Genomic DNA, 26,397 nt, shown 5'->3' on the forward strand with positions numbered 1-26,397 from the left:
TTGTCGCTCCCCAAGTATCCACAACACGGAGCGCGACCGGACTCTTCCCGCCGTCCCAGGATGTGGGACCGGGTCAGCCGGCGGGAGCGCTGTCGCCGAACTGGAGCACCGGCCAGGCGTTGGGCACGCACGTCTTGCCGTCGGCCGGCACGGCCTTCGAGTTGTACTGGTCGACCGCGTTCAGCTGGGCCACGTAGTTGTTGGACACCCCGAAGGTCTGCTGCATCATCACGGGCGCCAGCGCGCCGTTCTCCTGGCAGCCCACGTGCGATTTGCCCAGCGCGTGCCCGACCTCGTGGTTGATCGCGTACTGGCGGTACAGCCCGAGGTCGGTGAACGCCATCGCCCCGCGCACCCAGCGGGCGAGGTTGATCACCACGCGGTGGTCGAACGCCCGCGAGTAGCAGGAGGTCGGGAACGGGATGCTGAACCCGCACACGTCCGGCCGCTTGGCGGTGTCCGGAGTGGTGAGGCTCACGCGGAAGTCGATGTCCGGGTAGTCCGCGCCGACCCGCTGCAGCTTGACCTTGCCGGTGCCGATCCAGCTGCGCACGTCCGACAGCGTCCGCTCGACGGCGCTGGCGAAGGCGTCGTCCCCGGCGTAGCTGGCCGGGTCGATGCCGTTTTCGACCTCGATCGTGTAGTGGTACAGCTTCCCGCCGCTGCCGGCCTCCTTGCCGCTCACACCGTCGTTGGGCACCGGCACGACGTGGTAGGCCATCGAGCCGCCCGGCGTGAAATCACCGCCGGTCGGCAGCTCGGCGGTGGGGATGTTGAGGTCGCGTGGCGCGGCCGGTTGTTCGGACAGCACGCTGTCCCCGCCCTGCCCGGCACCTCCGTCCACGGCCTGCGACGCGGAGTTCGTCTGCGGCGGGGCCGGCTCGGTGGCGGTGTTGAACACCACCAGGACGGTGATCACCACGAGGACCGGCAGTGCGTACGCGCGCCAGCCGTAGGCGCCGACGAGACGCCGCATCCGGCCCTTGCGGCGGCGCGCCTCGCGGGCTTCCTCCGGGTCCTGCTCGAGCTGCGCCTGCGGCGGCTTCCACGACGCGGTCAGCGGCTCGGCCTGCACGCGGCGCGCACGCGGGCGGTAGCGGTCCTCACTCAGGCGGACCGACGACCGGCCCGACGGTGGCGCGTACTGCGCTCGCCGTCCTTCGCCACGCTCGCCGTTACTCGCCCGATTCACGGGTCCCAGATTGCCACATGCGCAGAGTTACGCAACGCGCGACCAAGCCGTCACGCTGCGAACTCGAATTAGCTCGAATGGGCTACCACGAACCGGCGGCGACTTCCTCCCACATACCCAGAACAGCCTTCGCTACGACGATCGGGCGTTCCATCTGCGCCACGTGACCGGTCCTCGGCAGCACGAGCAGGCGCCCGCGCGGGAGCAGCTTCGCGGTCCGCGCCGCCCGGCGGACGGAGATCACCTTGTCCTCGGTGCCCCACACCACGAGCGTGGGAACCGTCACGTTCGGCACCACCCGCCACAGCGACGCCGCGCCCCGCGCGAACCAGGTCCGGAAGATCCCGAACGTGCTCCGGGACATCGCGAGGTTCGCCCAGGCCAGCTCGGCGCGGGCGCTGTGCTCCTCGACCAGCTCGGCCATGCGGTGCTCGGGGAAGGAGTCCGGATCGGCGAAGCACAGCTTGATCACCATCTTGGCGCGTTCCTGCGCGGTGTAGGCGGCGAGCCTGCGCCGGGCGCGGCGGCCGATGAACGGCAGGTAGGCCAGCGCCATCAGCGGATCGGACAGCCGCCGCGGGTCGGGCCGCCGGTCCGGCATCGCGGGCGAGATCAGCGTCAGCGTCTTGACCAGGTCCGGGTGGCGCGCCGCGACGAGCAGGGACACCGCCCCGCCCATCGAGTTGCCGACCAGGTGCACGGGGCCGACGCCGAGGCCCGTGATGAACTTGGCGACCACCTCGGCGTGCGCGTCGAGGCTGAAGTCGAACGCGCGTTCCGGCTCGGAGAACCCGAAGCCGGGCAGGTCGATCGCGACACCCCCGGCCGTCGGCGCGAGCAGCGCGGCCAGATCCGTCCAGTTCGTCGACGACCCGCCGAGCCCGTGCACGTAGAGGACGGTCTCGTCCTGGGCGCCGGGCGTGCGGCGGACGTGCAGGGAGACGCCGCCGACCTGCTCGGTTTCGCCGGGCCACGGCGGGAGTTTCGGGTCCAGTTCGGGTAACTCACGAGTGGACAGCGGAACGTGCGTGACGGGCACCCGGGGCGCCCCGGAATCCGGGGTCGGCCGGGAACTCGGGACGGTGTCGGTCATCAATCCAGGATGCCTACCGACCCGTCCCTTGGCGACTCGGCGATACCGGCGAGTAATCTCGAACGGGTTCTTTGGGAGGAAAGCATGACGGAGACTGCGGCGGCGCAACAGCGGGGAGTCCGGCTACCCCGGACCGAGCGGCGCGCTCAGCTTCTGGCCGCGGCGCAGCGGGTCTTCTCGGCCAACGGGTACCACGCGGCGGCCATGGACGAGATCGCCGAACAGGCCGGTGTCAGCAAGCCCGTGCTGTACCAGCACTTCCCCGGCAAGCTCGACCTCTACACCGCGCTGCTGGAGAACCACGTCGACGAGCTGGTCGCGCGCGTGAACGAGGCGCTGGCCTCGACCACCGACAACAAGCTCCGCGTGCGGGCCGCGGTCGGCGCGTTCTTCGACTTCGTCGCCAGCGAGACCGGCGCCTTCCGGATGATCTTCGAATCCGACCTGCGGGGCGAGCCCGTCGTGCAGGAGGCCGTGGACCGCGCCACCACCGAGTGCGTGAACGCGATCACGGACACCATCACGGCCGACGCCGGCCTGGACGAGGGCCGGGCACGCCTGCTGGCGGTCGGCCTGGTCGGGCTGAGCCAGGTCAGCGCCCGCTTCTGGCTGGCCCACCACAGCACGATGAGCCGCGAGGAGGCGGTGTCGCTGACCGCGACGCTCGCCTGGCGCGGCATCGGCGGCGGCTTCCCGCTCCAGCACGCGCCAGGCGAGTCCGGCTAGTTCCGCAGCAGGCGGCTCAGCCGCTTCGCGACCTCGCGGGTTCGCTCGTAGGTCAGCTCGTGGCCCGCGCCGGGGAACAGCACGAACTCCGCGTCCGGCAGCTCCTCGGCGATCACCCGCGCGTGGTGCACCGGCGTGATCCGGTCCCGGTCCCCGACCATCACCACCGTCGGCGTGCCGCGCAGGGTCGCCAGCGCCTTGCGCCGGTCGTGGTCGGACATCGAGTCCCGGAACCCGCCCACGCTGCGCGGGTGCGCCCGCAGGAACTGCTCCGTCATCGCGCGCACGTCCGCGCGGCGGACCTTCTTCCCGAACGCCAGCCACTTCACCGACGGCCGCGCCAGCGGCGCCGGGATCGGCACGTGCTCGGCGCCCCACCGGTTCAGCAGCCGCCCGAACGTCTTGTCCACGCGCGCCGCCACCCGTCCGGCCCGCCCGTTCAGCCCGAGCGTGAGCCGGTCCATGTCGCAGCACGACGTGGCGATCAACGCGACCCCGTCGACCCGCGACTCCACCAGCTCCGGGTGCCGCTCGGCCAGCGCCATCACGGTCATCCCGCCCATCGAGTGCCCGGCCAGCACCAGCCTGCCCGCCGGCGCCAGCTCGGCGATCAGCTCCGCGAGGTCGTCGGCCAGCTGCGCGACGGTCGCCGTGCCGGGCTTGGCCGGCTCGGACCAGCCGTGGCCGCGGTGGTCGTAGCGCAGCACCCGCACCCCCGTCGGCAGCAGCGGCAGGACCGGGTCCCACTCCAGGTGGTCCTGCGTCCACGCGTGCACCAGGACCAGGGTGACGGTGGCGTCACGCGGGCCGGACGCGTCGACGTGGAGGACGGTGCCGTCGCTGGTGGTGAAGCGACGGTCCGTCCCCCTTCGACGGACCGTCGCCGTCATCGGGCCCCCAGCAGGAAGGACTTGCGCCACCAGTACGTGCCCGGCTGGCCGACCAGCCCGGCCTCGTCCAGGAACGCCATGATGCGTTCGCCGGACCAGCGCAGCGTCTCGTGCCAGTTCGGGTTGCTCATCGCGGTCTCCCACGCCTCGCGCGGGTTGAGGCCGACCGCCTTGTAGACGCGCGGGTTGATCAGGCTGCGGGTGATCGCGAAGCTGACGACGGCGATCAGCCAGCGCTGGTAGAGCAGCTCGGCCTTGGACAGCTTCGCCATGCCGCGGGTGACCTCCTCACGGGCGAAGGTCACGTGCCGCGCCTCTTCGAGCACGTGGATGCGGTTGACCATGCGCACCAGCGGCTGGATGTTCTCGTCGGCCATGCTCTCCCGCTGGATGCGGTCGAGGATCTCCTCGGCGACCAGGATCGAGCCGTAGAGCGCGGGCCCGTAGCCGATAAACTGCAGCAGCTTGCCCAGCCGGTGCACGATCTTGACCGGCCCGTAGGCCGGTGCGCCGACCCGCTCGACCGAGCGCGCGAACATCGTCGAGTGGCGGCACTCGTCGGCGATCTCGGCGAGCGCGTACTGCACGTGACGCGTGGTGGGGTCGGAGTTGTAGACCTCCTTGAGCAGCAGCTGCATCAGCAGCACCTCGAAGAAGATGCCGTTGCTGGCGACGCTGGCCAGCTCGTGCCTGCCCAGCTCGAGCCGCTGCTCCTCGCTGAGCCGGTCCCACAGGTGCGTGCCGTAGAGCGAGCTGCGGTGCTCCAGCTGGAACGGTTTGCCCTCGTCCAGTGGGGCGTCCCAGTCGATGTCGACCTCGGGGTCGTAGAACTTGTTCGCCGAGGACTTCAGCAACCGCTCCGCGGTCTTCTCCCGGCCGTGGTCATCCAGCGTTCGCGTCATCGCGTGCTCCCCACTGATTGTGTAACCCGTGGTAACAGTTACCTCTGGTAGCATGGGGCGCGTGACGGATCGTGTCAAGCGCAGCGGCAAGCACCCCTCGGCCGGCGAGCCGGCGACCGGCGACGCGCGCCGCGACCGCTGGCGCAAGCACCGGGTGGAGCGGCGGGCCGAGTTCGTCGAGGCGGCCCTGAAGGCGCTGGACGAGCGCGGGCCGGACCTGGCGATGGACGACGTCGCCGTCGGCGCCGGGGTCACCAAGCCGGTGCTGTACCGGCACTTCGCGGACAAGGCCGACCTGTACGACGCGCTCGGCCAGCGGGGCACCGAGCTGCTGTTCTCGCGCCTGGTGCCGGCGATCAACGCCGAGCTGGCGCCGGTGCCGCGGATCCGCATGGCGCTGGACGCGTTCTTCACCGTCATCGAGGAGCACCCGAACCTGTACCGGCTGCTGGCGCGTGGCTCGTTCGCGGGCAAGCAGGCCGACGCCGACGTGGTGGCCGAGGACAAGGAACTGATCGCCACCGCGCTGACCGCCCTGCTCGGCGACTACATGCGGATGTTCAACATGGACTCCGGCGCCGCCGAGCCGTGGGCCTACGGGATCGTCGGAATGGTCCAGAACACGGGTGAGTGGTGGCTGGAGCGCCGGTCGATGAGCCGGGACAGCGTCGTGGAGTACCTGACGCAGATCATCTGGGCCGCCATCGACGGGCTGGCCCGCCAGCACGGGGTCACGATCGACCCGAACAAGCCGCTGGAGGAGAACAAGATCGTCCAGCTCGGACGGGTGCGCCCGAAGGAGGAAACGGATGTCGGCTGACGACGAAGACGGCTACACCGGTCCCGCGACGGTGGTGGTGGACGGCACCGAGGTGCCCGTCGAGGTGGCGCTGAGGGGCCACTTCCAGCCGATCGACGGCTACTACCGCTGGTACGGCCGCATCGCGCCGAACGCCCGGCTGGACGAGCTGTGCGGTGGCCGCAAGAAGAAGGGCGAGATCCGCACCCCGGACGGCTCCGCGGCGGGCGAGTTGTCGGACCCGGACCCGTGGGGCCGCTACCGCATCCTCGGGACGAGCACCCCGCCGTTCACGGTGCCCAGGACACTGGCCGAACTGGCCGAATAACCGCGTCACCCGTGAAACGCAGAAAGGGGCGCCCACCAGCCGGTGGGCGCCCCTTCTTCGCGTCTGCTTGTCAGGAACCGACCGCGAACCCGACCCGGCGCACGTCCGTGGGCGCGATCTCCACGTAGGCGATCCGGTCCGACGGGACCAGGAACTTGCGCCCCTTGTCGTCGGTGAGGCTGAACAGGCCGTCCGCGGTCTTCAGCGCGTCGGCGACCAGCTTCTCGACCTCCTCGGCGGACTGGCCACTGGACACCACCAGCTCACGCGGGGTGTCCTTGATGCCGATCTTGACCTCCACCTGCTACCTCCGACTGGGTTCTGCCACGTACTCCACTGCCCAGGCTAGCCCAGCCCGAGCACCTGCATCCGTTTGGTGTGCCCCTGCTGCAACCGCCGGAACAGCCCGGCGATTCCCGACAGGTCGCCCGACCCGGACACGATCAGCTCCGCCAGCGGGTCCCGCTCGGCCACCACGTACTGCGCCTGGGTGAGCGCCTCGCCGAGCAGCCGCCGCCCCCACAGCGCCAGCTTGTCCCGCGTCTTCGGGTCGGCCTCGATCCCGGCCGCGACCTCCCGCTCGGCGAAGGCCGAGTGCCCGGTGTCGGCGAGCACGGTGACCACCAGGTCCTTGGTCTCCGGGTCCAGCCAGCTGCCGACCTCGCGGTAGAGGTCCGCCGCCAGCCCGTCCCCCACATAGGCCTTGACCAGCGATTCCAGCCACGACCGGGGCGCGGTGGACGCGTGCCAGGCGTCGAAGCGGGCCACGAACGGCGCCATCGCGTCCTCGACGCGCCTGCCGTGGTCGGCGAGGAACTTCGCCAGCATCTCGTAGTGCCCGATCTCGGCGGCCGCCATCGCCGACAGCGCGGCGCGCCCGGACAGGGTGGGCGCCTTCCGCGCGTCCTCCGCCATCCGGTCGAACGCGGACAACTCGCCGTACGCGATGACCCCGAGCAGGTCGACGACGCCTTCGCTGATCTCTCGTGTCACGGCCGTGAGCGTACCGCCGCGCCGGAGAGACGAATCTAACGTGGACACACCGGGCCGAAATGCCGAGGCCGGGGCCGCACCCGTTACAATTGGACGGGAAAGCTACCGCATCAGCTCAGATGCGCCCCACCCGAGGCACACCCGCCTCGACTCGCCGGAGGACGAGCACACCCGGGCGCAGGGCGAGCGGCAGGTAATGCGCGTGCACGCCGTCCAGGCATTCCCGGTGGACCTTCCCGCCGGTTGAGTGCCCAATCTCGACCAGGCCGTGCGCGCTGGTAGAGAGAGGCGATCACACTGACCGCGACGAATCCGGAAAACACGACCGACCCGGTGGCCCTCGAGCACAGCGAGACCGGGGTTCCCGACACCGACACCTCCCACCCGCTGCAGGCCGACCACGTCGAGCCCGCCACGCCCACCTTCGCCGAGCTGGGCGTCCGCCCCGAGATCGTGCGCGCGCTCGCCGAGGCCGGCATCGAGCACACCTTCGCCATCCAGGCCCTGACGCTGCCGCTCGCGCTGGCCGGCGACGACCTGATCGGCCAGGCCCGCACCGGCATGGGCAAGACGCTGGGCTTCGGCGTCCCGCTGCTGCAGCGCGTGGTCTCCCCCGGCGACGGCACCCCGCAGGCGCTCGTGGTCGTCCCGACGCGTGAGCTGTGCCTGCAGGTCACCCGCGACATCACCGACGCCGCCAAGCACCTGGACGTGCGCACGCTCGCCATCTACGGCGGCCGCCCCTACGAGCAGCAGATCAGCGCGCTGCGCAAGGGCGTCGACGTGGTCGTCGGCACCCCGGGCCGCCTGCTCGACCTCGCCGAGCAGAAGGCGCTGGTCCTGGGCAAGGTCCGCGCGCTGGTGCTGGACGAGGCCGACGAGATGCTCGACCTGGGCTTCCTCCCGGACATCGAGCGCATCCTGACCATGGTGCCCGACGAGCGGCAGACCATGCTGTTCTCGGCCACGATGCCGGACCCGATCATCAAGCTGGCCCGCACCTTCCTCAACCGCCCGACGCACGTGCGGGCCGAGGAGAACGACTCCAGCGCGGTGCACGAGCGCACCACCCAGTTCGCCTACCGCGCGCACTCGCTGGACAAGCCGGAGCTGATCGCCCGCGTGCTCCAGGCCAAGGACCGCGGCCTGACGATGATCTTCACCCGCACCAAGCGCACCGCCCAGAAGGTGGCCGACGACCTCGCCGAGCGCGGGTTCGCCGCCGCCGCGGTGCACGGTGACCTGGGCCAGGGCGCCCGCGAGCAGGCGCTGCGCGCGTTCCGCTCGGGCAAGGTCGACGTGCTGGTCGCCACCGACGTCGCGGCCCGCGGCATCGACGTCACCGACGTGACGCACGTGATCAACTACCAGACGCCCGAGGACGAGAGCACCTACGTGCACCGCATCGGCCGCACCGGCCGCGCGGGCAAGACCGGTGTCGCGATCACGCTGGTCGACTGGGACGACATGCACCGCTGGCAGGCCATCAACGACGCGCTCAAGCTCGACATGGCCGAGCCGGTCGAGACGTACTCGACGTCGAAGCACCTGTTCAGCAACCTGGACATCCCGGAGGACGCCACCGGGCGGCTGCCGCTGTCCAAGCGCACCCGCGCCGGGCTGGCCGCCGAGCCGGAGGAGCAGATGGGCGGCCGCCGGGGCAGCGGCGGTGCGACCACCCGCAGCCGCCGCCGCACGCGTGGCGCGGCGAAGCCCGCCGAGGGCGAGGCGGCCGAGGCCACCGGCGAGTCGTCGGGTGAGGAGCGCCGTCCGCGCCGCCGCACGCGCGGTGGCAAGGCGGTCGGCGAGGCCTCCGGCCCGTCCGAGAAGGGCCCGGCCGAGCGAGAGGCCGGCGAGTCCGCGGAGCGACCCGCCCGTCGTCGCCGCCGTCGCCGTTCGGGCTCGGCCAGCGCGTCGGCGAACACGTCTGATACACCGGGTTCGGCAGACTGAGGCCGACCGGCGCCGCGGGGGCGCCGGCGAACACCGGGAGCAGGAACGTGAGCGAGCCCGAGGCGGGAGGACGGCACCGCCGTCCCGAGGGCGATGCGGCCGCCGGGCCGATCGGCGCGGAGGACGTGCTGGCCGGTGCTCCCGCCCCGGCGCCGGCTCCCCAGCGGCCGTGACGCGAGCGGCCGTCGCCGTGGAACCGGCCACGCGACCGGGTGATCGCGGTCGCGATCACCGTCGTCGTGGTCGTCACCGGCGTCGTCATCTGGGCCGGTAGCGCGAACCGCGCGACGACCCAGGAGACGTCCGCGCCGGGCACTCCCCTGCCGCCCTCGCCCGCGACGGTGCCGGCGACGCTGCGTGAGCTGTGGCAGGCGCCCAGCGACGCGGCCCCGGTCCCGATCGCCGAGGGCACGGCGGTGGCGACCGCGAACGGCGGTGAGATCGCCGGTCGCGACCCGCTCACCGGCGCGGTGCGCTGGCGCTACGCCCGCGACCTGACGTTGTGCACCGCTGCCGAGGCCTGGGGCCGGGTGCTGGCGGTGTACCGCAAGGACGGGGTGAACGGCGAGTCCGGCTGCTCCGAGGTGGTCGGGCTCGGCATCGACACCGGGCTGCGCAAGGCGCAGCGCACCGGCAGCGCGCCGCTGGGCACGCGGCTGGTGACCGACGGCAGCCAGGTCACCGCGACCGGGTCCGAGCTGCTCGTGACCTGGCGGGACGACCTCGTGGAGACCAACGAGTACGGCAAGGTCCCCGCCCTGGTGAACCCCGGCAAGCAGCCGCGCACCGGGTGCACGTACGGGTCGGTCGCGATGGCGTCCGGGCGGATCGGCGTGATCGAGCGCTGCCCCGGCGATCCGGGAGACCGGCTGACGGTGATGAAGGCCGTGCCGAAGGAGTCGGACGAGCCGCAGGTGTCGTTCAGCGCGATCGTGGCCGGGCACAACGCGAAGCTGGTCGCGATGTCCGGTGACTACACGGCGGTCGCGCTGCCGGACCAGCGGCTGCTGGTGCGGTACGACGCCGACGGCGAGCAGACGGCGGCGTACCCGCTGGACGTGCCGGCGTCGGACCTGGCGCAGGACCCGGTGGGCCTGGCGCCGGTCACGTCGACCACGTCGGCGAACGTGTACTGGTTCACCGGCTCGAAGACGATGGCGCTGTCCCGGGACGATCTCACTCCACTGTGGACGTTGAACAGCGCGCTGGGGCCGGGCATCACGTTCGCGCACCAGCTGGTCGTGCCGATCCAGGGCGGGCTGGCGGTGCTCAACGAGTCGGACGGGTCGACGATCCGCACCATCGCGGTGGACCGGCACGGCTACACCGGACCGGTGCGCCTGGCCGCGCTCGGACCGGTGCTGTTCGAGCAGCGCGGGAACACGCTGGTCGCGTTGTCGTGACCGGTCAGCTCACGCCGCACGGGGCCGAGAAGGTGCGGCTGCGGGGCCTGGCGGCGCTGCGCACACCGGCTCCCGCGACGGCGACGGCCGTCCTGGTGCCCGGGTACACGGGGTCCAAAGAGGACTTCGCCCCGCTGCTGGACGGCTTGGCGGACGGTGGTTTCCGCGCGGTCGCGATCGATCTGCCGGGCCAGTTCGAGTCGCCCGGCCCGCCGGACGAGAAGGCTTATCTGCCGTCCGCGCTGGGTTCGGTGGTGGCCGAGCTGGTCGCCGATGTCGAGGGGCCGGTGGTGTTGCTCGGCCACTCCTACGGCGGGCTGGTCGCGCGGGCGGCGGTGCTGGCGGGCGCGCCGGTCGTGGGGTTGACGTTGCTGGACAGCGGCCCCGGCGAGTTGCCCGACGGCGCCCGGCGGCGGGCGCTGGGGGCGTGTGAGCCGGTGTTGCGGACGTCCGGGCTGGACGAGGTGTACCGGGTGCGGGAGCAGGTGAGCGCGCGGTCACCGATGTGGGCGGCGATGCCGGCGGACCTGAAGGAGTTCCTGCGGTTGCGGTTCCTGGCGTCGAGCCCGGTGGGGTTGCTGGGCATGGCCGACGGCCTGCGGACCGAGCCGGACCTGGTGGACGCCCTCGCCGCGACGGGCGTCCCGACGCTGGTGGTCGCGGGCGAGTGGGACGACGCGTGGAGCGTGGCGGCGCAGCGCGAGATGGCCGCGCGGCTGGGCGCGCCGTTCGAACTCATCCGCGGCGCCGCGCACTCCCCGAACACCGAAAACCCGGCCGCGTTGCTGCGGGTGCTGCTACGCGCGTGGCGGGAGTGGCTGGGTTAGGCCCACCAGAAGGTCCACAACGCGCCGGCGAGGATCATCAGCACCGCGAGCCCGGCGGCGCCGGCGAGAACCCCGTCCTTCCGATCGGCGACGCGCTGCGCGAGAAGGGCCAGCACGGCGGCCGCCGGGTGGGCGATCATCGGCGCGGCACCCGGCCCGGGGACGTCGAGGAAGGCGCACAGCAGCCCGGCACCAAGCACGAGCACAGCCAGCGCGACGAGCCCGGCCGCCAGCGAGCCGGTGAGCCCGCGCCACCGCCGGGCCGTCCGGCTCCGGCCACGCGCCGGGGCCAGCGCCAGCTCTTCGGTGTCCGTCATGTCCTCGCTCACCCTGTTCCACTCCTCGACCGGGACCCCCGAGGATTCCACCACGCCCGCGACGGGCCGAATCGGGACCACCCGCACCGGGGATCCCGGTCAGGCGCGCGGCCCGAGGAACAGGCCGCCACTGGCGTCGATGACCTGACCGGTGATCCAGCGCGCCGCGTCGGAGGCGAGGAACGCGACCACGTCGGCGATGTCGCCGGATTCGCCGAGGCGGTTCAGCGCCGTCGAGCCGGCGATGAACTCGGCCAGGCCCGGGGCCTCGAACGCGGAACCGTTGGTCGCCGTCCGCGTGGCGCCGGGAGCGACCGCGTTCACCGTGATGCCCCGGGCACCGAGTTCGTTGGCCAACGTCATGCTCATCGTTTCCACGGCCCCCTTCGTCATGGCGAACGAGGTCTGGGCCGGGTTGGCCATCCGGGTCGCGACCGACGAGATCGTGATGATGCGGCCGCCGTCGCGGAACAGCGGCAACGCGCGCTGGATGATGAAGTACGGCGCACGCACGTTGACGGCGAAGAGGTGGTCGAACTCGGTCCGCGTCGTGGCTCCGAGCGGTCCGGCGGGTGCGGCCGCGGCGTTGTTGACGAGGATGTCCAGCGGCCGCCCCGCCAAGGCGGACTCGACGCCCGCGAAGAGCGTTTCGACGTCGTCGTCCACACCCAGCCGCGCCCCGACGGCGAACGCGCGCCCACCGTCGCGTTCGATCTCGGCGACCGTCGCCGCCGCGCCCTCGGCGTCCGTGCCGAAGTGCACGACCACCACCGCCCCCTGCGCGGCGAGGCGAGCCGCGATCGCCCGTCCGATGCCACGCGATGCCCCGGTCACCAAAGCCGTTCGCACACCGATCACCCCAGTCTGTTAGCTGCCACCGAATTGTTAGTGACTACCATTGCGGTACTGTCTACCAGGTGGCTGAGCGGCAATCAACGTTGCGGGCGCGACAACGAGCCGAAACGCAGCGCGTGATCCAGGCGCACGCGGTGCGGTTGTTCACCGAACGCGGCTACGACGCGACGACCGTGAACGAGGTCGCCGAGGCCGCGGGTGTTTCGGCGATGACCGTGTACCGGCACTTCCCCACGAAGGAAGACCTCGTGCTCGCCGACCAGCTCGGCGGGCTCGTCGCCGAGCGGCTCGCCGCGACTTCGCCGGCGCAGCCGCTGGTCCGCCGGATCGGCAGGGCACTCGTCGACGCGACGGCGACGCTGACCGAGGGTGACCCCGCGACGAGGCGGCACCTGCTCGCGCGTCTCCGGCTGATGATCTCGGCACCGGCACTGCGGGCCAGGCACCTGGACAACCACTACGCCCTGCAGGAGGCGATCGTGGACGCCCTCGGCGTGACCGACCCCGAGGGGACGTTCCAAGCCCGAGCAGCGGCCGGAGCCTGTCTGGCCGCGATGCACACGGCGCTGGTGCGCTGGGCCGAGGAGGACGGGAAGACCTCGCTACCGGCCCTCATCGCGCAAGCACAAGCCGCCGCCTTCGGTGACGCCGCGGAGGGCGGCGCGACCTGACTCTGGAGTTTCCGAGGGAATTCGTGCCGCGGCCGGCCGGTCACCCCATCGGCGGCTGGGCGAGAACCACCCGGCACCGCAACCCCCACGACCTCGACCCACACCAGCCGACCGCCCGGCCACACCTACGGCGCCAACGACCCCCACGGTCCGGCCGCACACACCAGCCACGCGGTCAGCCCCACACCTACGGCGCCAGCAACCGCCACCGCCCGCTGCCGAGCGGGGCTCCTGAGCCCGGCCTCGCCCCTACGGCGCCAGCAGCTCCCACGGCTTCGCCGCCGCGGCGGCCGCCTGTCCGGCCTCGCAGCTGGGGCGGAAGTCGCACCAGCCGCAGCGGCGGTCGGGGCGGGCGGGGAACAGCACGTCGCCGTCGCCGCCGGCTTCCAGGGTGTCCGTGGCCAGCCGGACGTCCTCCGCGGTCTCCTCCGCGCGCCGCAGGTGCCGCCGCAGGCTGTCCGGCGTGTGCGTCGCCTCCGCGACCGTGCCGCTGGGCAGGTGGTGCAGCTCGACCTTCGTGCACGGCCGCCGCAACGTCCGCTCGGCCGCCACCGCGTACATCGCCAGCGCCTGCGAGCTGCGGGCCTCGTACTCGTCCGGCGCGCGGCGGCCCGTCTTGTAGTCCACGATCACCAGCTCGCCGCCGCGCTGGTCGATCCGGTCCGCGCGGCCCTCGATGATCATCGACGCCGGCTGCCCCGGCTCCGGGTTCACCGGCGCCGACACCCAGCGCTCGATGCCCACCGGATCGCTGGTCACGTCGTGCTGCTCGACGTACTCGGCCACCCACTGCTTGGCACGCGCGCGGTACGTCGCGGCTTGCTCGGCGTCGGCGAAACCGGCGTCCTGCCAGTGCTCCGACAACAGCGCCGCGGCGCGCTCCGGCGTGCGGCGCGCGGGCGGCAGGTCGAACAGCGCACGCAACGCGTTGTGCACGACCGCGCCGAGCGTGCTGTGCGCCCACGGCCCCGTGCGCTGCGGGGTCGGCCGGTCGAGGTAGGCCAGGCGATACCGGCGCGGGCAGTCCGCGAAGGTGGCCAGCCGCGCCGGGCTCACCTTCGTCAACCGCCGCGGCTGGACCGCGAACTCGAACCCCAGTTGCTCCACGCTCACTACGGTACGCACCACCTCCGACACTTTCGGCTCCGCCCGCGCCCCGCTGCGCATATGATCTGGGCGGTTGGCATTCGGATCAGGGGGCAGTGCGTGTTGACGTTCGAAGCGGCGCCGGCCGAACTGGACATCCTCGACGAGGAACTGGGCCTCGGGAGGTTCGTCTACCCGCACAAGGTCCCGTTCGTGAGCGGGACCCGGACCGAGCGGGCCGAGCAGCGGCGGCGCGTGTTCGAGCACTGGCACCGGCTCGGACGCATGTCGCGGGACCGGCTGCAACCCGAGTTCGAGGACCTGCTGCGGCTGTGGGCGCGGCCCGAGGTGCTCGTCACCCAGGTCGTGGCCGAGCTGACCACCGACGCGCAGATCCTGGCGCGCGGCGGCTGGGCCGGCCAACACGGCGTGCTGAGCCGCCAGACCGGCGACGACGTCACGTTCCACGAGCTGCGTGCGGGCCAGGTGCTCCCGCAACTGCTCGACCCGCTGCCGGAGGTGCCGCCGGTGCGCATCGCGCCCGTCAACTACGTGTCGCAGCCCCGCGGCGGCGATCTGTTCGGCGGCGGGGAGCCGCCGCGGGAGAAGCGCGTCGCGGACCGGTACTTCGCGGCGCCGCCGCTGCGGGCCGGGGTGGTTTCGTGCTCGGTCCGCGGGGTGGACGCGGGCCGCCTGACCTGGTTCGACACCCCGGACGGCCGGTTCTTCACCACGGTGGAGCACCTGCCCGACGGCGCGCAGCGGCACACGTTCACCCCGGCCGACCGGGCGCGCATCGGCCAGTGGGTGCGGGACCGGGTCAACCAGCACCTGACCGCGGTGCATCGCTGAGTCCAGGGGAGGATGGGGAGCCATGACGCAGCCTGACAACGGTTACTCGCGTCGCCGGTACGAGTCGGAGGTCTACGCCGAGACCGCGGGGAAGTCCGCCGGCAAGTTCTTCGGGCCGGACGCCGAGGCGGTCGCGGGCGGCTACTCGATCAAGTCCGGCCAGATCTACACGCGGAAGCTGCAGGCCGAGGGCGGCGCCTACCGCGACGGCCTGCCGCCCTCGGACCAGCTCTACGACGGGGTGCCGCACGAGCAGCTGAAGACGATGGTCACCGACGGTGTCTCCCCGGAGGAGGTCGACGAGCAGGGCACCATCGTCAACGACCTCGGCAACGCCTTCGGCGAGATGGCCTCCGCGCTCCGGCAGGGTGTCGCCAAGGAGCAGGCCGGCTGGCAGGGCGACGGCGCGAACTCCGCCTTCGGCTACTTCAACACGCTCGCGACCTGGGCGGACAGCTCGAAGGACGCGGCCTTCCTGTCGGCCAACCGCTATTCGCAGACCTCCGCGGCCCTCTCTCAGGCGCGCAACAGCATGCCGGAACCGGCGGGCCGGTCGGTCGAGGAATCGGTCGCCGCCGCCCGGCAGCAGCTCGCGGGCGGGGACTGGCAGGCCGCCACCGCCACCATGAACGACATGCAGAACCAGGCCGCGCTCCAGCACCAGGCCCAGCAGGAGGCCGCGGCGGTCCTGGCGCAGCGGGATCTGATGCTGCACTCCGGCGGCTCGACCCAGCCCGTGTACGCGACGCCGACCGCGCAACCCGACACCGGCGGGACGACGACCCCGCAGTTCGCCGCCAACGACAGCACCATCGCGTCGAGTTCGGGCGGGGTCGGCCCGATGGGTGGTTCCCCGGGCGGGGTGCGGACCGTCGGGAGCATCGCGCCGCCCACGGTGCCGCTGCCGGGCGCCGGACCGACCACCGGTGCGTCACCGGCCGCCGGTTTCGCCGACCACGCCGGTGGCTGGGGCCGCTCCCCCGGCACGACGGTTCCCGGCAGCTCGGGGACCTCGGCCGGGGCGGGCATGATGCCGATCGCGCCGGGCCAGGCCGACCAGACCCGCACGTCACCGCGCCCGGGTGCGGGTGCGGGCCGTGCCGGTGTCCCGCCGCGGGCGGGCGTGGGTGGCCGGGCCGCCGGTGGCGCGGCGGGCCGTCTCGGCGGCGCCGCGGGCCAGGAACCGGCGGCGGGCCGCAAGGCCGGGGTCGGTGAGCCGGGCGCGCGGGCCGCCGCGGAAAGCGCGAACAGCGGCCGCGCCGGAGCGGCGGGCAAGGCCGGCGCGTCCGGGACGGGCCTGGCCGGTCCGGCAGGCAACTCGAAGAAGGAGGAGGACAAGGACCACGAGCGGCCCGCGTACCTGCTCGAAGACGATCCGGACAGCATCTTCGGCCACGAGGGCGGCACCGACGAGAACGGCAACCGCATCAGCCCGCCGGTGATCGGCGGCTGACACCTGCGCGTCGCCGGTGGAGCGTCAGCCGCCCTCGATGAAGCCGCGCACCGAGTTCGCGACCAGTTCCACGGCGATCGCGGCCAGCAGCAGACCCGCGATCTTCGCCAGCAGCGTGATACCGCTTTCCTTGATGAGCCGGATCACCACGCCGGAGAACCGCATGCACGCGTAGATCACGATGTGCACCGCGACGATCGCGCAGGCCAGCGCCACGTACGCGCCCACGTGCCCGGCCGCCTGCCGCACGAAGACGATCGTCGCGGCGATCGCTCCCGGGCCCGCCAGCAGCGGCGTGCCCAGCGGCACCAGGGCGACGTTCACGTCCTCCACCACGTTCGGCTCGCTCGTCGCGCCGCGGCCGGTCAGCAGGTCCAGCGCGATGAGCAGCAGGAGCAGCCCGCCCGCCCCCTGCAGCGCGGGCACCCCGATCCCCAGGTAGGCCAGGATCGCCTGCCCCGCGATCGCGAACAGCGAGATCACCAGCAGCGACACCAGCACCGCCTGCCGCGCCGCCCGCGCCCGCACGGCGGGCGGCTTGCGGCCGACCAGACTGAGGAACACCGGCACGGTCCCCGGCGGGTCCATGATCACGACCAGCGTGATCGACGCCTCCAGGAACAGCTTCGCGTCGAAGAAGTCGGCGACCGCCAAGGTCAGCCCACCACGATCCGCGCGCCGGACGCCTTGTCGATGAGCGCCTCGAACTGCTCGGGATCGGTGTTCTCCGCACCGATCGGGATCGTCTTGTTCGTGCCGTGGTAGTCGCTGGACCCGGTCTGCACCAGCCCCAGCTCATCGGCCAGCCCGCGCAGCTCGGCGCGCGTGGCCTCGTCGTGGTTGGGGTGGTCGACCTCGAGCCCGGTCAGCCCGAGCTCCGCCAGCCCGACGATGTACTCCGCCGACACGATCCGCCCGCGGCTGCGCGCGAACGGGTGCGCGAACACGGTCACGCCACCGGCCTCGGCGATCATCTCGATCGCCCGCTCCACCGGCGTGTCCTGCCGCGGCAGGTAGTAGCCGCGGCCGGCGCCCAGGTACTCGGCGAACGCCTGGTCCACGCTCGTCACCAGCCCGGCCCGCACCAGGGCCTGCGCGAGGTGCGGACGGCCGGCCGGGGAGTCCGGACCGAGCGATTCGAGCAGCTCGTCGGCGTCGATCGGCAGGCCGTCGGCCTGCATCCGCACCGCCATCGCCCGCAGCCGGGTGCGGCGCTCCTGCCGCAGCCGGGTCTGCTCGGCCACGATCGCCGGGGACGCCGGGTCGAACAGGTAGGCCAGCAGGTGGATGCTGACGCCGAAACTGCTCACGCACGACAGCTCGGCGCCGGGCACGAGCGTGAGACCCGGCGGCAGCGCCGCGGCCGCCGCGGCCCAGCCGGCCGTGGTGTCGTGGTCGGTCAGCGCGACCACGTCGAGCCCCGCGGCGCCGGCGGTGGCCACCAGTTCGGCCGGCGTGTCCGTGCCGTCCGACACGGTGGAGTGGGTGTGCAGATCGATGCGCATCGGAATCATTGTCGCCTACCCGGCCGGCACACGGCCGACCAGGCACGACGACACCTCAACCGACGATCTTCTTGCCGCGCGCCAGGCGCTGGGCCTTGATCATGGAGAAGCGCTCGCTCTGCTTGTGCTTGTCGCCGAAGACGAGTTCGGAGATGGTGTCGTAGAACTCCTCCGGGCTCGGCAGGAACTCGATCCGGTTCAGCGCCTGGATCTGACCGGCCGACTCGACGACGACCGTGCCGTAGCCGAACATCCGGCCCCACGCCGAGCGTTCGTAGGTCAGGTCGGTGACCTTCGAGATCGGCATCATCGCGACCTTGGTGGTGATGACGCCGCTGGTGAGCACGAACCGCTTGTCGGTCACCACCAGGCGTTCGACCCACCACTCGATGACCTTGAACGCGTACACGACGACCACGAGCAGCGCCGCGTACCAGAGGATGTTCTGGACCACCCACAGGGACGGTGGCAGCAGGTAGGACACCATCACGCAGATCGCGAGCAGGGCGATCGTCTCGAAGGTGTCCCAGGCCAGGAAGGCCCAGTGCCTGCGGACCCGAACCACGCGCCGCTCGGTGTCGAGCAGGTACTCGTCGGGATCCCGGGGGGCGAACATCAAGCCAGCCTATCCGGCCGCCTACGAAGTGAACACGTTGCTGACGAAGGTGATGACGGCCTCGGCCGATTCACGCAGGAAGTCGACGATGTTGCTGACCAGGTTGGCCGCGTTGCCCGGCTGGGCGATCACGAAGAACAGCACCAACGCGATACCCACGAGCCCGGCAATCTTCTTCGCGTTCACAACGATCAATCCCGTCTCTTACTCCGGCATCGGACTGGCAAGCTCACCAGTAACGTTGTACCGCACTCCGCAGGGTTACGGGAGGTAAGTCCCGCGCTTGGGTCAGTGTCCGGCTGTGATCTAATCGGTTGGTTACTCTCCGCGTCCGGCGGGACCGGGTTAGGCTGCCCTCATGAGCGGGATTCGCCCGGTGTCCGTGCGGTGCGTAGGCGGGATCTTGCACGATCACGAGGGCCGGTTGCTGCTCGTCCAGCGCGCGAACGAGCCCGGACGCGGACTGTGGTCGATCCCCGGCGGACGCGTCGAACCGGGCGAAACGGACAGTGAGGCCCTGGTCCGGGAGATGCGCGAGGAGACCGGTCTCGTGGTCCGGCCGGGCGCGCTGGCGGGGCACGTGGTCCGCGGCCGCTACGAGATCTACGACTACGTCTGCCAGGTGGAGAGCGGTTTCCTGCAGGCGGGCGACGACGCGGCCGACGTGCGCTGGGTCGACGAAGCGACCTTCACGGCGCTCGCGCTGACCGATGGGCTGGCGGACACACTGCGTGGCTGGGAGATGCTGCCGCGCTGCTGAGGGCGCTTTCCGGCAGCGGAACCCAGGGCCACTTCGCCGGGCGAGGAGCGGCCCGGGCGGCACCCCACTCGCGGCGACGCCCACCTTTCTTCGCAGCAGCGACTCGGCAGCCGAGGCGACACCTCGGCTGCGGCGAAACCGCCACCTCACCGGGCCAATACGCGGCGACCCGGCCAGCACACCGCCACCAGCGACACCCCAACCTCCCCCGCAGCAGCAACTCGGCTGCCGAGGCGACGCCTCGGCTGCGGCGAAAATCGCTGCTCGCGGCGGCCTGTCGGCTGTGGCGAGCCGACGGAAACGCGCTGCCTTCGTGCCGAGCCGCCCCGCAGGGGCGCGTTGTTCCCGCGGAGCGAGCCGCCTCCGCGCTGCTGAGGGCGCTTTCAGCCCTGGATGCGGCTCTCCGCGCCACTCCAGTCCCGTTCGCGCAGCTGGAACTTCTGGATCTTCCCCGTCGAGGTCTTCGGCAGCGCCGCCACGAACTCCACCCGGTCCGGCACCTTGAAGCGCGCGATCTGCTCCCGCACGTGCGACCGCAGCTCCTCGGCCGTCACCGCGGCCCCGGGGCGCAGCACGACGTACGCCTTGGGCCGCTCGCCCCACTTCTCGTCCGGGACGCCGACCACCGCGACCTCCGCGACGGCCTCGTGCGAGTCCAGCGCCGCCTCCACCTCGATCGTCGAGATGTTCTCGCCGCCCGAGACGATGATGTCCTTCGCCCGGTCACGCAGCTGGATGTAGCCGTCCGGGTGCCACACGCCCAGGTCGCCGGAGTGGAACCAGCCGCCGCGAAACGCTTTCTCCGTCGCCTCGGGGTCGGCGAAGTAGCCGGACATCACGTTGTTCCCGCGCATCACGACCTCGCCCATCGTGACGCCGTCGCGGGGCACGTCGCGCATCTGCTCGTCCACCACGCGGATCCCGTCGGTCACCAGCATCCCGACGCCCTGCCGCGCCATCAGCCTGCTCCGCTCGGCGATGTCGAGCTTGATCCACCCCTCCTGCGCCTCGCACACCGTGTACGGGCCGTACGTCTCGGTCAGCCCGTACACGTGCACCAGCCGCGCGCCCAGGTCCGTCATCCGCCGGATCACGGTCGGCGACGGCGGCGCCCCGGCCGTGGTCACCACGACCTCGCGCGACAGCGGATGCGCCCCGGAGTAGCCCGCGATCGTGTTCAGCACCGTCGGCGCGCCGTTGAGGTGCGTGATGCCCTCGCCGTCCAGCAGCCGCCAGATCTCCGCCGCGTCGACCGCCCGCAGGCACACGTGCGTGCCGCCGATCGCGGTGACCGCCCACGTCGTGCACCAGCCGTTGCAGTGGAACATCGGCAGCGTCCACAGGTACTTCGACTCCGGCGAATGACCCGAATGGATGATCTCGGCGAGCGAGTTCAGGTACGCGCCCCGGTGGTGGCACTGGACGCCCTTGGGCCGTCCCGTCGTCCCGGAGGTGTAGTTGATCGAGATCGTCGACCGCTCGTCCGCGACGCGCCACGGCAGCGGCTCGTCGCTGCCGCGCGCCAGCAGCTCGTCGTAGGTGATGCCGCCGACGGCCGGATCCGGCCCCGCGCCGTCGACCACCGTCACGATGTCCACGCCGGCGTCCGGCGGCACCGAGGCGTGCAACGCGGCGTCCACGACCAGCACCTTCGCCCCGGAGTGCTGGAGGATGTAGCGGATCTCGGCCGGCGCGAGCCGGGTGTTGATCGCGACCAGCACCGCGCCGGCGAGCGGCACCGCGAAGTGCGCGACCAGCATCTCCGGGATGTTCGGCAGCAGGTACGCCACGCGGTCCCCGGGCTCGATACCGCTCGCCCGCAGCGCCCGCGCCACGCGCGTCGCCTCGGCGGCGAACTCGCGGTAGGTCACGCGGCGCTCGCCGTAGACGATGGCCTCCTTGTCGGCGAAGACCTCGGCGGAGCGCTCCAGGAACGCCAGCGGGGTGAGCGGGGTGAACCACGTGTCCTCAGCCATGACCACATCCTCACCGCAGTGGGCCCGGCCACACAACAGCTAGGCGGCCAGCCAGGTCATCCGGGCGCCGTAGCGCGTGGTGCGGGCCAGGGCGACGGCGTCCCAGCCGTCCGCGGTGCGCCGCGCCAGCCCGAGCGTCGTCAGGCCGTCCCGGGCGAAGGCCAGCTCGTCCCGGCCCGGCAGCACCGCGGACAGCCCGTGCTCGTACGTCTCGTCCATGACCCACCACAGTGGACGCGTCTGGCCCAGCGCGGCCATGCGGGACAGGAACTCGGCGCGGTCGGCGTCCGGGATGTGGCCCATGGTCCGGCTGGTGAGCACCACCAGCGGCAGGTCCGCGGGCACCCGGGACACCGCCTCGTCGAACCCGCCGACCGCGCCCGCGGCGATGATCTCCGGCGGCGACTTGCGCTGCGCCAGCGCCGCCGCCCGCAGCAGCCGCACCCGGTCCGGCTGGTCGGCCCACACGCACGCCTCCAGCCACGCCAGCTCGTCCTCATCGGACAGATCCAGCGGCGCCGGGTCGAGCCCGACCCGCGCGGCGACGGTCAGCTTCTTCGGCAGCTTCGGCAGCACCGCGCCGGGCGCCAGGTCGAGCGCGCAGTGCAGCCCGACGGCAGCCTTGGCCGGCCCGGCGACCAGCTGCTCGCCACCGTCGCACTGGTACCGGTAGGCGAACCTGTCCATCCCCAGCAGCAACCCGCCCGCGGTGCCGACCTCGATCAACGCGATCTTGCCGCCGGCCTGCTTGGCGGCCATCGCGACCCCGGGGAAGGCCGACGCGGCCCGGCGCACCTCGTTGTTCGCCAGCGACTTCGACGCGAGCATCCCGGCCGCGTCGTCCGCGTGCGCGAGCAGGAACTCGCGGAACACCGGCCAGGTCTGGCCGTCGACGCCGTCGAACCCGCCCAGCGACGGGTAGTAGCGCGAGAGCGGGTGGATCGGGTCGGCCTGGATGAGCCGGTGCGCGACCGCGAACAGCAGCGCCGGGCTCGCCCCGCCGGGCGCGGCGGCCAGCAGGCCGGCCACCTCGTCGTCCTTGGCGGCCTTCGACGCGAGGTGCTCGTAGAGCGGCGACTCGCCCGCCGCGCTCCCGGCGAACTCGCTCAGCTGCCGCTTGGCTTCGGCCAACCCGATCGTCACGCGCTCTCCCTCACTCGTGCGGAACGGGACGGCCCGGTTGCTCGCCCCCACGCGCCTCACCGTAGTTCTGCTTCGGCACCAGGACCTTGCGGCGGAAGATGCACACGATCGTGCCGTCCTGCTTGTAGCCCCGGGTCTCCACGTACACCACGCCCCGGTCGTCCTTCGACTTCGACGGGGTCTTGTCCAGCACCTCGGTCTCACCGTAGATGGTGTCACCGTGGAAGGTCGGCTTGACGTGCCGGAGCGATTCGATCTCCAGGTTCGCGATCGCCTTGCCCGACACGTCCGGCACCGACATGCCCAGCAGCAGCGAGTAGACGTAGTTGCCCACCACGACGTTCTTGCCGAAGTCGGTGGTCTCGGCCGCGTAGTGGGCGTCCATGTGCAGCGGGTGGTGGTTCATGGTGAGCAGGCAGAACAGGTGGTCGTCGTACTCGGTCACCGTCTTGCCGGGCCAGTGCTTGTACACCGCGCCCACCTCGAACTCCTCGAAATACCGCCCGAACTGCACCGCTCGACCTCCCTGCGGGTAACGCCACACCGACCTGGAGCGACGTCAACTGATGTTGAGGAGTACCCTCGGCCAATGGAGGCGGTGCGTCAACGCGACAGCCGCCACGTTGCCGGTCCGGCTGGAGGAGGTGAGGAACGCACGATGAGTAGTGGCGATAGTCCGCTCCCTAGTAAACCCAGCGTTTCCCTCCGCATGGCCGGAATCCTCTCCGGCCGTTAGGTCTCTTTTCGCCCGGGAAAACGCTGGTCAGTGCCGAGCGGACGCATTCCTGCCCGCCCGGCGGTCGTGGTACGCACTGCGAAAGCCAGGAGATCCCATGCCTGCGATTCCCTCCCTCGGTGGCCTGCGCGGCCGGGGCAACGGCCGGTCGACCCGGGTCGAGCCGCCCGTGCCGGTCCCGGTGTCGGCCTACATCGTCGACTGCGCCGTGTACGTCGACGGCGAACGGCTGCCCGGGCGCTGGACGCACGCCGAGGCCATCAAGGAGGTCCGGCGCCGGCGTGACGGGTTCGTCTGGATCGGCCTGCACGAGCCCGACCAGCAGCAGATCCAGGGCATCGCGGAGGTCTACGGCCTGCACGAGCTGGCCGTCGAGGACGCCGTGCAGGCGCACCAGCGGCCGAAGCTGGAGCGCTACGACGACACGTTGTTCATGGTGCTCAAGACGGTCCGCTACGTCGAGCACGAGTCGCCCACCACGGCCAACGAGATCGTGGAGAGCGGCGAGCTGATGGCGTTCCTCGGGCTGGACTTCATCATCACCGTCCGGCACGGGGCGCACTCCGGGCTGGCGCGGCTGCGCCGTGAGCTCGACGAGGACCCGGAGCGGCTGGTGAACGGCCCGGCCGCGGTGCTGCACGCCATCACCGACCTCATCGTCGACCAGTACCTGGAGGTCACCTCGTCGATCGAGGAGGACATCGACGAGATGGAGGCGCGCGTGTTCGCGCCGCGGTCGACGGTCAGCGCGGAGCAGATCTACCTCATGAAACGCGAGGTGCTGGAGCTGCGCCGGGCGGTGTTGCCGCTGGTCACGCCGGTGCGCCGGCTGGCCGAGGGGTTCACCCGGCTGGTGCCCGACGAGGTCCGGTCGTACTTCCGCGACGTCGACGACCACCTGACCACCGTGTCGGAGCGGGTGGGCAACTTCGACGAGCTGCTGACGACGCTGGTGAACGCGACGGTCGCCAAGATCACGCTCCAGCAGAACAGCGACATGCGCAAGATCACCTCGTGGGCGGCGATGATCACGGTGCCCACGATGATCGCGGGTATCTACGGCATGAATTTCGATTACATGCCGGAACTGCGCTGGCAGTTCGGCTATCCGGCGGTTCTCGTGCTGATTCTCGGGATCTGCCTGCTTCTTTACCGAATATTCAGGAAGAACAACTGGCTGTAGCCCATTCCTGAAGTGTTCGATGAAAGGAGTCGACTCATGACCAGACTGCTCACGAGCGTGAAGTTCTGGGCGCTCGCGTTGACCCTGACGTGGATCGCGGTGGTGGCGGTCCTGATCGCGGACCACCCGGAACTCGCGCAGGCCCGCTGAGGAGTCCTTATCGTGGACCCATGCGCGCACTGGTGGTCGCCGACGAGGTCGACGAGCGGCTGTGGGCCGGTATCGGCCCCGGCTGCGACGTCGGCCTCGTCCTGGCCGCCGGTGACCTGCCGTTCGACTACCTGGAGTTCCTGACCGACGCGCTGGGCGGTGTGCCGTGCGTGTTCGTGCCCGGCAACCACGACCCGGACCTGTCCGGGTTCACCCGCCACGGCGGCCTGTTCCTGCGGGCCGGGTTCCCGCAGGCGTGGCCCGGTCCGGCCGGTGGCATCAACGCCGACGGCCGCGTGGTCGACGTGTGCGGTCTGCGGATCGCGGGGCTGGGCGGCTCGGTCCGCTACAACGACGGGCCGAACCAGTGGACCCAGGCGCAGCAGGCCCGCCGCGCCCGGGGCCTGGTCCGGCAGGCGGCGCGCCGGCGGCGCCGCGACGGCCGCGGCGTCGACGTCCTGCTGACGCACGCCCCGCCGCGCGGCGTCGGCGACCGCGAAGACCCGCCGCACCGCGGCTTCGACTGCCTGCACCCGGTGGTCGAGCGGATGCGGCCGGACTGGTTGCTGCACGGCCACATCCACCCCTACGGCGAACACCCCCGGGAGCACCGGATGGGCGAGACCCGAGTCCGCAACGTCGTCGGCAAGCACCTCATCGAGTTCACCCCGCACGAGGTGCGGACGTGACCCCCGCGCGCGACACCGGCTTCCCCCGCGCCGACGCCGAACACGACTTCCTGCGCGCCCGGCGGCGGCAGGTGCTGTCCCGGCTGGCGAACTGGCTGCGCCGGGAACCCGACGACGTCAACATCATGCTGCCGTTCGACGAGGTCGTGGACGCGCTGGGGTACGCGGGCGAGCGGCGGATCGGGCGGCGGGTGATCCCGCTGAACTCGATCGTCGGCAGCGTGGACCGGGGCCGCGACTTCGACCGCCGGTTCCGGCCCACGTCCGGCCGGGTGCGGGAGCGCTGGGAACGGCTCGCGCTGGCCGCGCGCCGCGGCGAGCACATCCCGCCGATCGAGGTGTACCGGGTCGGTGACCTGCACTTCGTGATCGACGGGCACCACCGCGTTTCGGTCGCCTACGCGCTCGGGCTGGAGACCATCGAGGCGTCGGTGACCGAGGTGCACACCAAGCTCGACCCGAAGGGCATCCGCTACCGGGGCGACCTGATCGTCAAGGACTACCGGCGGCTGTTCCTGTCGCGGGTGCCGCTGACCGGCGAGGCGCGCGCGGCGATCGTGGTGAGCGACCCGTGGGACTACGCGCACCTCGGTGAGCACGTCGAGGCGTGGGGGTTCCGGCTCATGCAGGCGGAGGGCAAATTCCTCGACCGCGCCACGATCGCCCGGCGCTGGTACGACGAGGAGTACCTGCCGGTGGTGGAGATGATGCGGCAGGCGGAGCTGATCGGGGACCGCACCGAGGCCGAGGCGTACATGTGGGTCGCGGGCGAGCGTTACCGGCTGATCCGGCAACACCGCTGGGACGACGAGGTCATCGAAGCGCTGCGGGCCCGCCGGCGCTGAAGGCCGGCGCCGCTGCCCGGCCCCGCAGCGCGCGCCGCACGCCGAGACCCCCGGTCACGCCGGCCAGCGGCGCCGGGCGGCCCCGCAGCCTGCGGAACGCCGCATCACTGAGAGCGCGACCGAACACCGGCCCGAAGCCCAGCGAGCCCGCCGACGGTGAGACCCCCGGTCACCGCGGCCTGCGGAATGCGGCACCGCCGAGGGCGCGCCGCACACCATCACCGAAGCCCACCTCACAACGCGGCAGGCTGCGGCGCTGTCCGGCCCCGCAGCCTGCGGAACGCCGCATCGCTGAGGGCGCGCCGCACACCATCACCGAAGCCCACCTCACAACGCGGCAGGCTGCGGCACCGCCCGGCCCTGTAGCCTGCCGAACACCGCACCGCCGACGGCGCGCCGCACACCATCACCGAAGCCCACCTCACAACGCGGCAGGCTGCGGCACCGCCCGACC

28 protein-coding genes and 1 pseudogene are annotated in these 26,397 nt (G+C 71.8%); 13 read left to right on the top strand and 16 right to left on the bottom strand.

All coding sequences use genetic code 11. The features are described from left to right. Positions 1 to 73: 73 nt before the first annotated feature. Both D0D28_RS18360 and D0D28_RS18365 read right to left on the bottom strand, forming a co-directional pair. Positions 74 to 1,192 (bottom strand): DUF3152 domain-containing protein, encoded by a 1,119-nt coding sequence (locus tag D0D28_RS18360; RefSeq protein ID WP_167481456.1) that lies wholly within the window; start codon positions 1,190 to 1,192, stop codon positions 74 to 76. A gap of 82 nt (positions 1,193 to 1,274) precedes the next feature. Continuing rightward, positions 1,275 to 2,285, bottom strand: a complete 1,011-nt coding sequence (locus D0D28_RS18365; RefSeq protein WP_094006829.1) for an alpha/beta fold hydrolase — start codon at positions 2,283 to 2,285, stop codon at positions 1,275 to 1,277. An 84-nt stretch (positions 2,286 to 2,369) separates the two neighbouring features. Between D0D28_RS18365 and D0D28_RS18370 the strand changes: the two genes are divergently transcribed. After that, positions 2,370 to 3,011 carry a TetR/AcrR family transcriptional regulator gene (locus tag D0D28_RS18370; protein ID WP_094006830.1) on the top strand — a complete coding sequence of 214 codons (642 nt, stop codon included), beginning with the start codon at positions 2,370 to 2,372 and terminating at the stop codon, positions 3,009 to 3,011. Here D0D28_RS18370 and D0D28_RS18375 read toward each other — a convergent pair. Further along, positions 3,008 to 3,901 carry an alpha/beta fold hydrolase gene (locus tag D0D28_RS18375; RefSeq protein ID WP_094006831.1) on the bottom strand — a complete coding sequence of 298 codons (894 nt, stop codon included), beginning with the start codon at positions 3,899 to 3,901 and terminating at the stop codon, positions 3,008 to 3,010. The two genes, D0D28_RS18370 and D0D28_RS18375, sit on opposite strands and share 4 nt — an antisense overlap. After that, complete coding sequence (locus D0D28_RS18380; protein WP_094006832.1) at positions 3,898 to 4,803, bottom strand: AurF N-oxygenase family protein; 906 nt, start codon at positions 4,801 to 4,803, stop codon at positions 3,898 to 3,900. The genes D0D28_RS18375 and D0D28_RS18380 overlap by 4 nt, the downstream gene beginning before the upstream one ends. A 52-nt stretch (positions 4,804 to 4,855) precedes the next feature. Here D0D28_RS18380 and D0D28_RS18385 point away from each other — a divergent pair, with 52 nt between their 5' ends. After that, on the top strand, positions 4,856 to 5,623 hold the full coding sequence (locus tag D0D28_RS18385; RefSeq protein ID WP_116111418.1) for a TetR/AcrR family transcriptional regulator: 768 nt from the start codon (positions 4,856 to 4,858) through the stop codon (positions 5,621 to 5,623). Continuing rightward, positions 5,613 to 5,930, top strand: coding sequence for a DUF4873 domain-containing protein (locus D0D28_RS18390; protein WP_094006834.1), 318 nt, complete (start codon positions 5,613 to 5,615; stop codon positions 5,928 to 5,930). Before D0D28_RS18385 ends, D0D28_RS18390 begins: the two co-directional genes overlap by 11 nt. A gap of 70 nt (positions 5,931 to 6,000) precedes the next feature. Here D0D28_RS18390 and D0D28_RS18395 read toward each other — a convergent pair whose 3' ends face one another. Beyond that, the gene (locus D0D28_RS18395; RefSeq protein WP_094006835.1) at positions 6,001 to 6,231 is read right to left on the bottom strand and encodes a DUF3107 domain-containing protein; all 231 of its coding nucleotides are present in this window, start codon (positions 6,229 to 6,231) and stop codon (positions 6,001 to 6,003) included. A gap of 44 nt (positions 6,232 to 6,275) precedes the next feature. After that, complete coding sequence (locus D0D28_RS18400) at positions 6,276 to 6,923, bottom strand: ferritin-like fold-containing protein (RefSeq protein ID WP_094006836.1); 648 nt, start codon at positions 6,921 to 6,923, stop codon at positions 6,276 to 6,278. Between the two features lie 333 nt (positions 6,924 to 7,256). On the opposite strand from D0D28_RS18400, the gene D0D28_RS18405 reads away from it, so the two are divergent. From D0D28_RS18405 to D0D28_RS18415, 3 genes and pseudogenes are all read left to right on the top strand, one after another. Further along, positions 7,257 to 8,876 (top strand): DEAD/DEAH box helicase, encoded by a 1,620-nt coding sequence (locus D0D28_RS18405; RefSeq protein WP_094006837.1) that lies wholly within the window; start codon positions 7,257 to 7,259, stop codon positions 8,874 to 8,876. Between the two features lie 47 nt (positions 8,877 to 8,923). Continuing rightward, a pseudogene (locus D0D28_RS18410) lies at positions 8,924 to 10,279 on the top strand (Rv3212 family protein). Next, positions 10,276 to 11,106 carry an alpha/beta fold hydrolase gene (locus D0D28_RS18415; protein WP_116111419.1) on the top strand — a complete coding sequence of 277 codons (831 nt, stop codon included), beginning with the start codon at positions 10,276 to 10,278 and terminating at the stop codon, positions 11,104 to 11,106. Before D0D28_RS18410 ends, D0D28_RS18415 begins: the two are co-directional and overlap by 4 nt. Here the strand turns inward: D0D28_RS18415 and D0D28_RS18420 are convergent. Both D0D28_RS18420 and D0D28_RS18425 read right to left on the bottom strand, forming a co-directional pair. Then, positions 11,103 to 11,423 (bottom strand): hypothetical protein, encoded by a 321-nt coding sequence (locus tag D0D28_RS18420; RefSeq protein WP_240323257.1) that lies wholly within the window; start codon positions 11,421 to 11,423, stop codon positions 11,103 to 11,105. The genes D0D28_RS18415 and D0D28_RS18420 overlap by 4 nt on opposite strands. A gap of 99 nt (positions 11,424 to 11,522) precedes the next feature. Continuing rightward, the gene (locus D0D28_RS18425) at positions 11,523 to 12,281 is read right to left on the bottom strand and encodes an SDR family oxidoreductase (protein ID WP_116111420.1); all 759 of its coding nucleotides are present in this window, start codon (positions 12,279 to 12,281) and stop codon (positions 11,523 to 11,525) included. Positions 12,282 to 12,394: 113 nt separating this feature from the next. Here D0D28_RS18425 and D0D28_RS18430 point away from each other — a divergent pair, with 113 nt between their 5' ends. Then, a complete protein-coding gene (locus D0D28_RS18430; RefSeq protein WP_240323258.1) occupies positions 12,395 to 12,949 on the top strand; it encodes a TetR/AcrR family transcriptional regulator in 555 nt (184 codons plus the stop codon). A 249-nt stretch (positions 12,950 to 13,198) separates the two neighbouring features. On the opposite strand, the gene D0D28_RS18435 is transcribed toward D0D28_RS18430, so the two are convergent. Then, positions 13,199 to 14,056, bottom strand: a complete 858-nt coding sequence (locus tag D0D28_RS18435; RefSeq protein WP_094006843.1) for a RecB family exonuclease — start codon at positions 14,054 to 14,056, stop codon at positions 13,199 to 13,201. A gap of 99 nt (positions 14,057 to 14,155) precedes the next feature. Here D0D28_RS18435 and D0D28_RS18440 point away from each other — a divergent pair, with 99 nt between their 5' ends. Both D0D28_RS18440 and D0D28_RS18445 read left to right on the top strand, forming a co-directional pair. Then, entirely contained in the window at positions 14,156 to 14,887 is a 732-nt protein-coding gene (locus D0D28_RS18440; protein WP_116111422.1) for an ESX secretion-associated protein EspG, read from the top strand. A gap of 22 nt (positions 14,888 to 14,909) precedes the next feature. Beyond that, positions 14,910 to 16,340: a hypothetical protein gene (locus tag D0D28_RS18445; RefSeq protein ID WP_116111423.1), complete on the top strand. Its 1,431-nt coding sequence runs from the start codon at positions 14,910 to 14,912 to the stop codon at positions 16,338 to 16,340. Between the two features lie 24 nt (positions 16,341 to 16,364). Here D0D28_RS18445 and D0D28_RS18450 read toward each other — a convergent pair whose 3' ends face one another. The 4 genes from D0D28_RS18450 to D0D28_RS18465 are packed head-to-tail and all read right to left on the bottom strand — an operon-like array spanning position 16,365 to position 18,656. Beyond that, entirely contained in the window at positions 16,365 to 16,994 is a 630-nt protein-coding gene (locus tag D0D28_RS18450) for a MarC family protein (protein ID WP_094006846.1), read from the bottom strand. A 2-nt stretch (positions 16,995 to 16,996) separates the two neighbouring features. After that, on the bottom strand, positions 16,997 to 17,854 hold the full coding sequence (locus D0D28_RS18455; RefSeq protein ID WP_116111424.1) for a PHP domain-containing protein: 858 nt from the start codon (positions 17,852 to 17,854) through the stop codon (positions 16,997 to 16,999). Positions 17,855 to 17,900: 46 nt separating this feature from the next. Beyond that, a complete protein-coding gene (locus tag D0D28_RS18460; protein ID WP_017986943.1) occupies positions 17,901 to 18,461 on the bottom strand; it encodes a PH domain-containing protein in 561 nt (186 codons plus the stop codon). A gap of 21 nt (positions 18,462 to 18,482) precedes the next feature. Beyond that, entirely contained in the window at positions 18,483 to 18,656 is a 174-nt protein-coding gene (locus tag D0D28_RS18465) for a hypothetical protein (protein ID WP_085929391.1), read from the bottom strand. A 163-nt stretch (positions 18,657 to 18,819) separates the two neighbouring features. Between D0D28_RS18465 and D0D28_RS18470 the strand changes: the two genes are divergently transcribed. Continuing rightward, entirely contained in the window at positions 18,820 to 19,221 is a 402-nt protein-coding gene (locus tag D0D28_RS18470) for an NUDIX hydrolase (protein ID WP_094006848.1), read from the top strand. A gap of 383 nt (positions 19,222 to 19,604) precedes the next feature. Here the strand turns inward: D0D28_RS18470 and D0D28_RS18475 are convergent, their stop codons facing one another. The 3 genes from D0D28_RS18475 to D0D28_RS18485 are packed head-to-tail and all read right to left on the bottom strand — an operon-like array spanning position 19,605 to position 22,854. Continuing rightward, entirely contained in the window at positions 19,605 to 21,197 is a 1,593-nt protein-coding gene (locus D0D28_RS18475) for an acyl--CoA ligase family protein (RefSeq protein ID WP_116111425.1), read from the bottom strand. Positions 21,198 to 21,236: 39 nt separating this feature from the next. Further along, a complete protein-coding gene (locus D0D28_RS18480; RefSeq protein ID WP_162831112.1) occupies positions 21,237 to 22,340 on the bottom strand; it encodes a DUF2332 domain-containing protein in 1,104 nt (367 codons plus the stop codon). Between the two features lie 10 nt (positions 22,341 to 22,350). Then, positions 22,351 to 22,854, bottom strand: coding sequence for a MaoC family dehydratase (locus D0D28_RS18485; protein ID WP_116111427.1), 504 nt, complete (start codon positions 22,852 to 22,854; stop codon positions 22,351 to 22,353). 319 nt (positions 22,855 to 23,173) lie between these two features. On the opposite strand from D0D28_RS18485, the gene D0D28_RS18490 reads away from it, so the two are divergent. The 3 genes from D0D28_RS18490 (at position 23,174) to D0D28_RS18500 (ending at position 25,943) form a co-directional block, all read left to right on the top strand. Next, on the top strand, positions 23,174 to 24,259 hold the full coding sequence (locus D0D28_RS18490; protein WP_116111428.1) for a magnesium and cobalt transport protein CorA: 1,086 nt from the start codon (positions 23,174 to 23,176) through the stop codon (positions 24,257 to 24,259). Positions 24,260 to 24,429: 170 nt separating this feature from the next. Beyond that, on the top strand, positions 24,430 to 25,098 hold the full coding sequence (locus tag D0D28_RS18495) for a metallophosphoesterase family protein (RefSeq protein ID WP_094006853.1): 669 nt from the start codon (positions 24,430 to 24,432) through the stop codon (positions 25,096 to 25,098). After that, positions 25,095 to 25,943, top strand: coding sequence for a ParB N-terminal domain-containing protein (locus D0D28_RS18500; protein WP_094006854.1), 849 nt, complete (start codon positions 25,095 to 25,097; stop codon positions 25,941 to 25,943). Before D0D28_RS18495 ends, D0D28_RS18500 begins: the two co-directional genes overlap by 4 nt. The last annotated feature ends 454 nt before the right edge of the window (positions 25,944 to 26,397 follow it).

The sequence above is a fragment of the Amycolatopsis ruanii genome (assembly GCF_003385175.1).
Taxonomy (GTDB): Bacteria; Actinomycetota; Actinomycetes; order Mycobacteriales; family Pseudonocardiaceae; genus Amycolatopsis_E; species Amycolatopsis_E thermalba.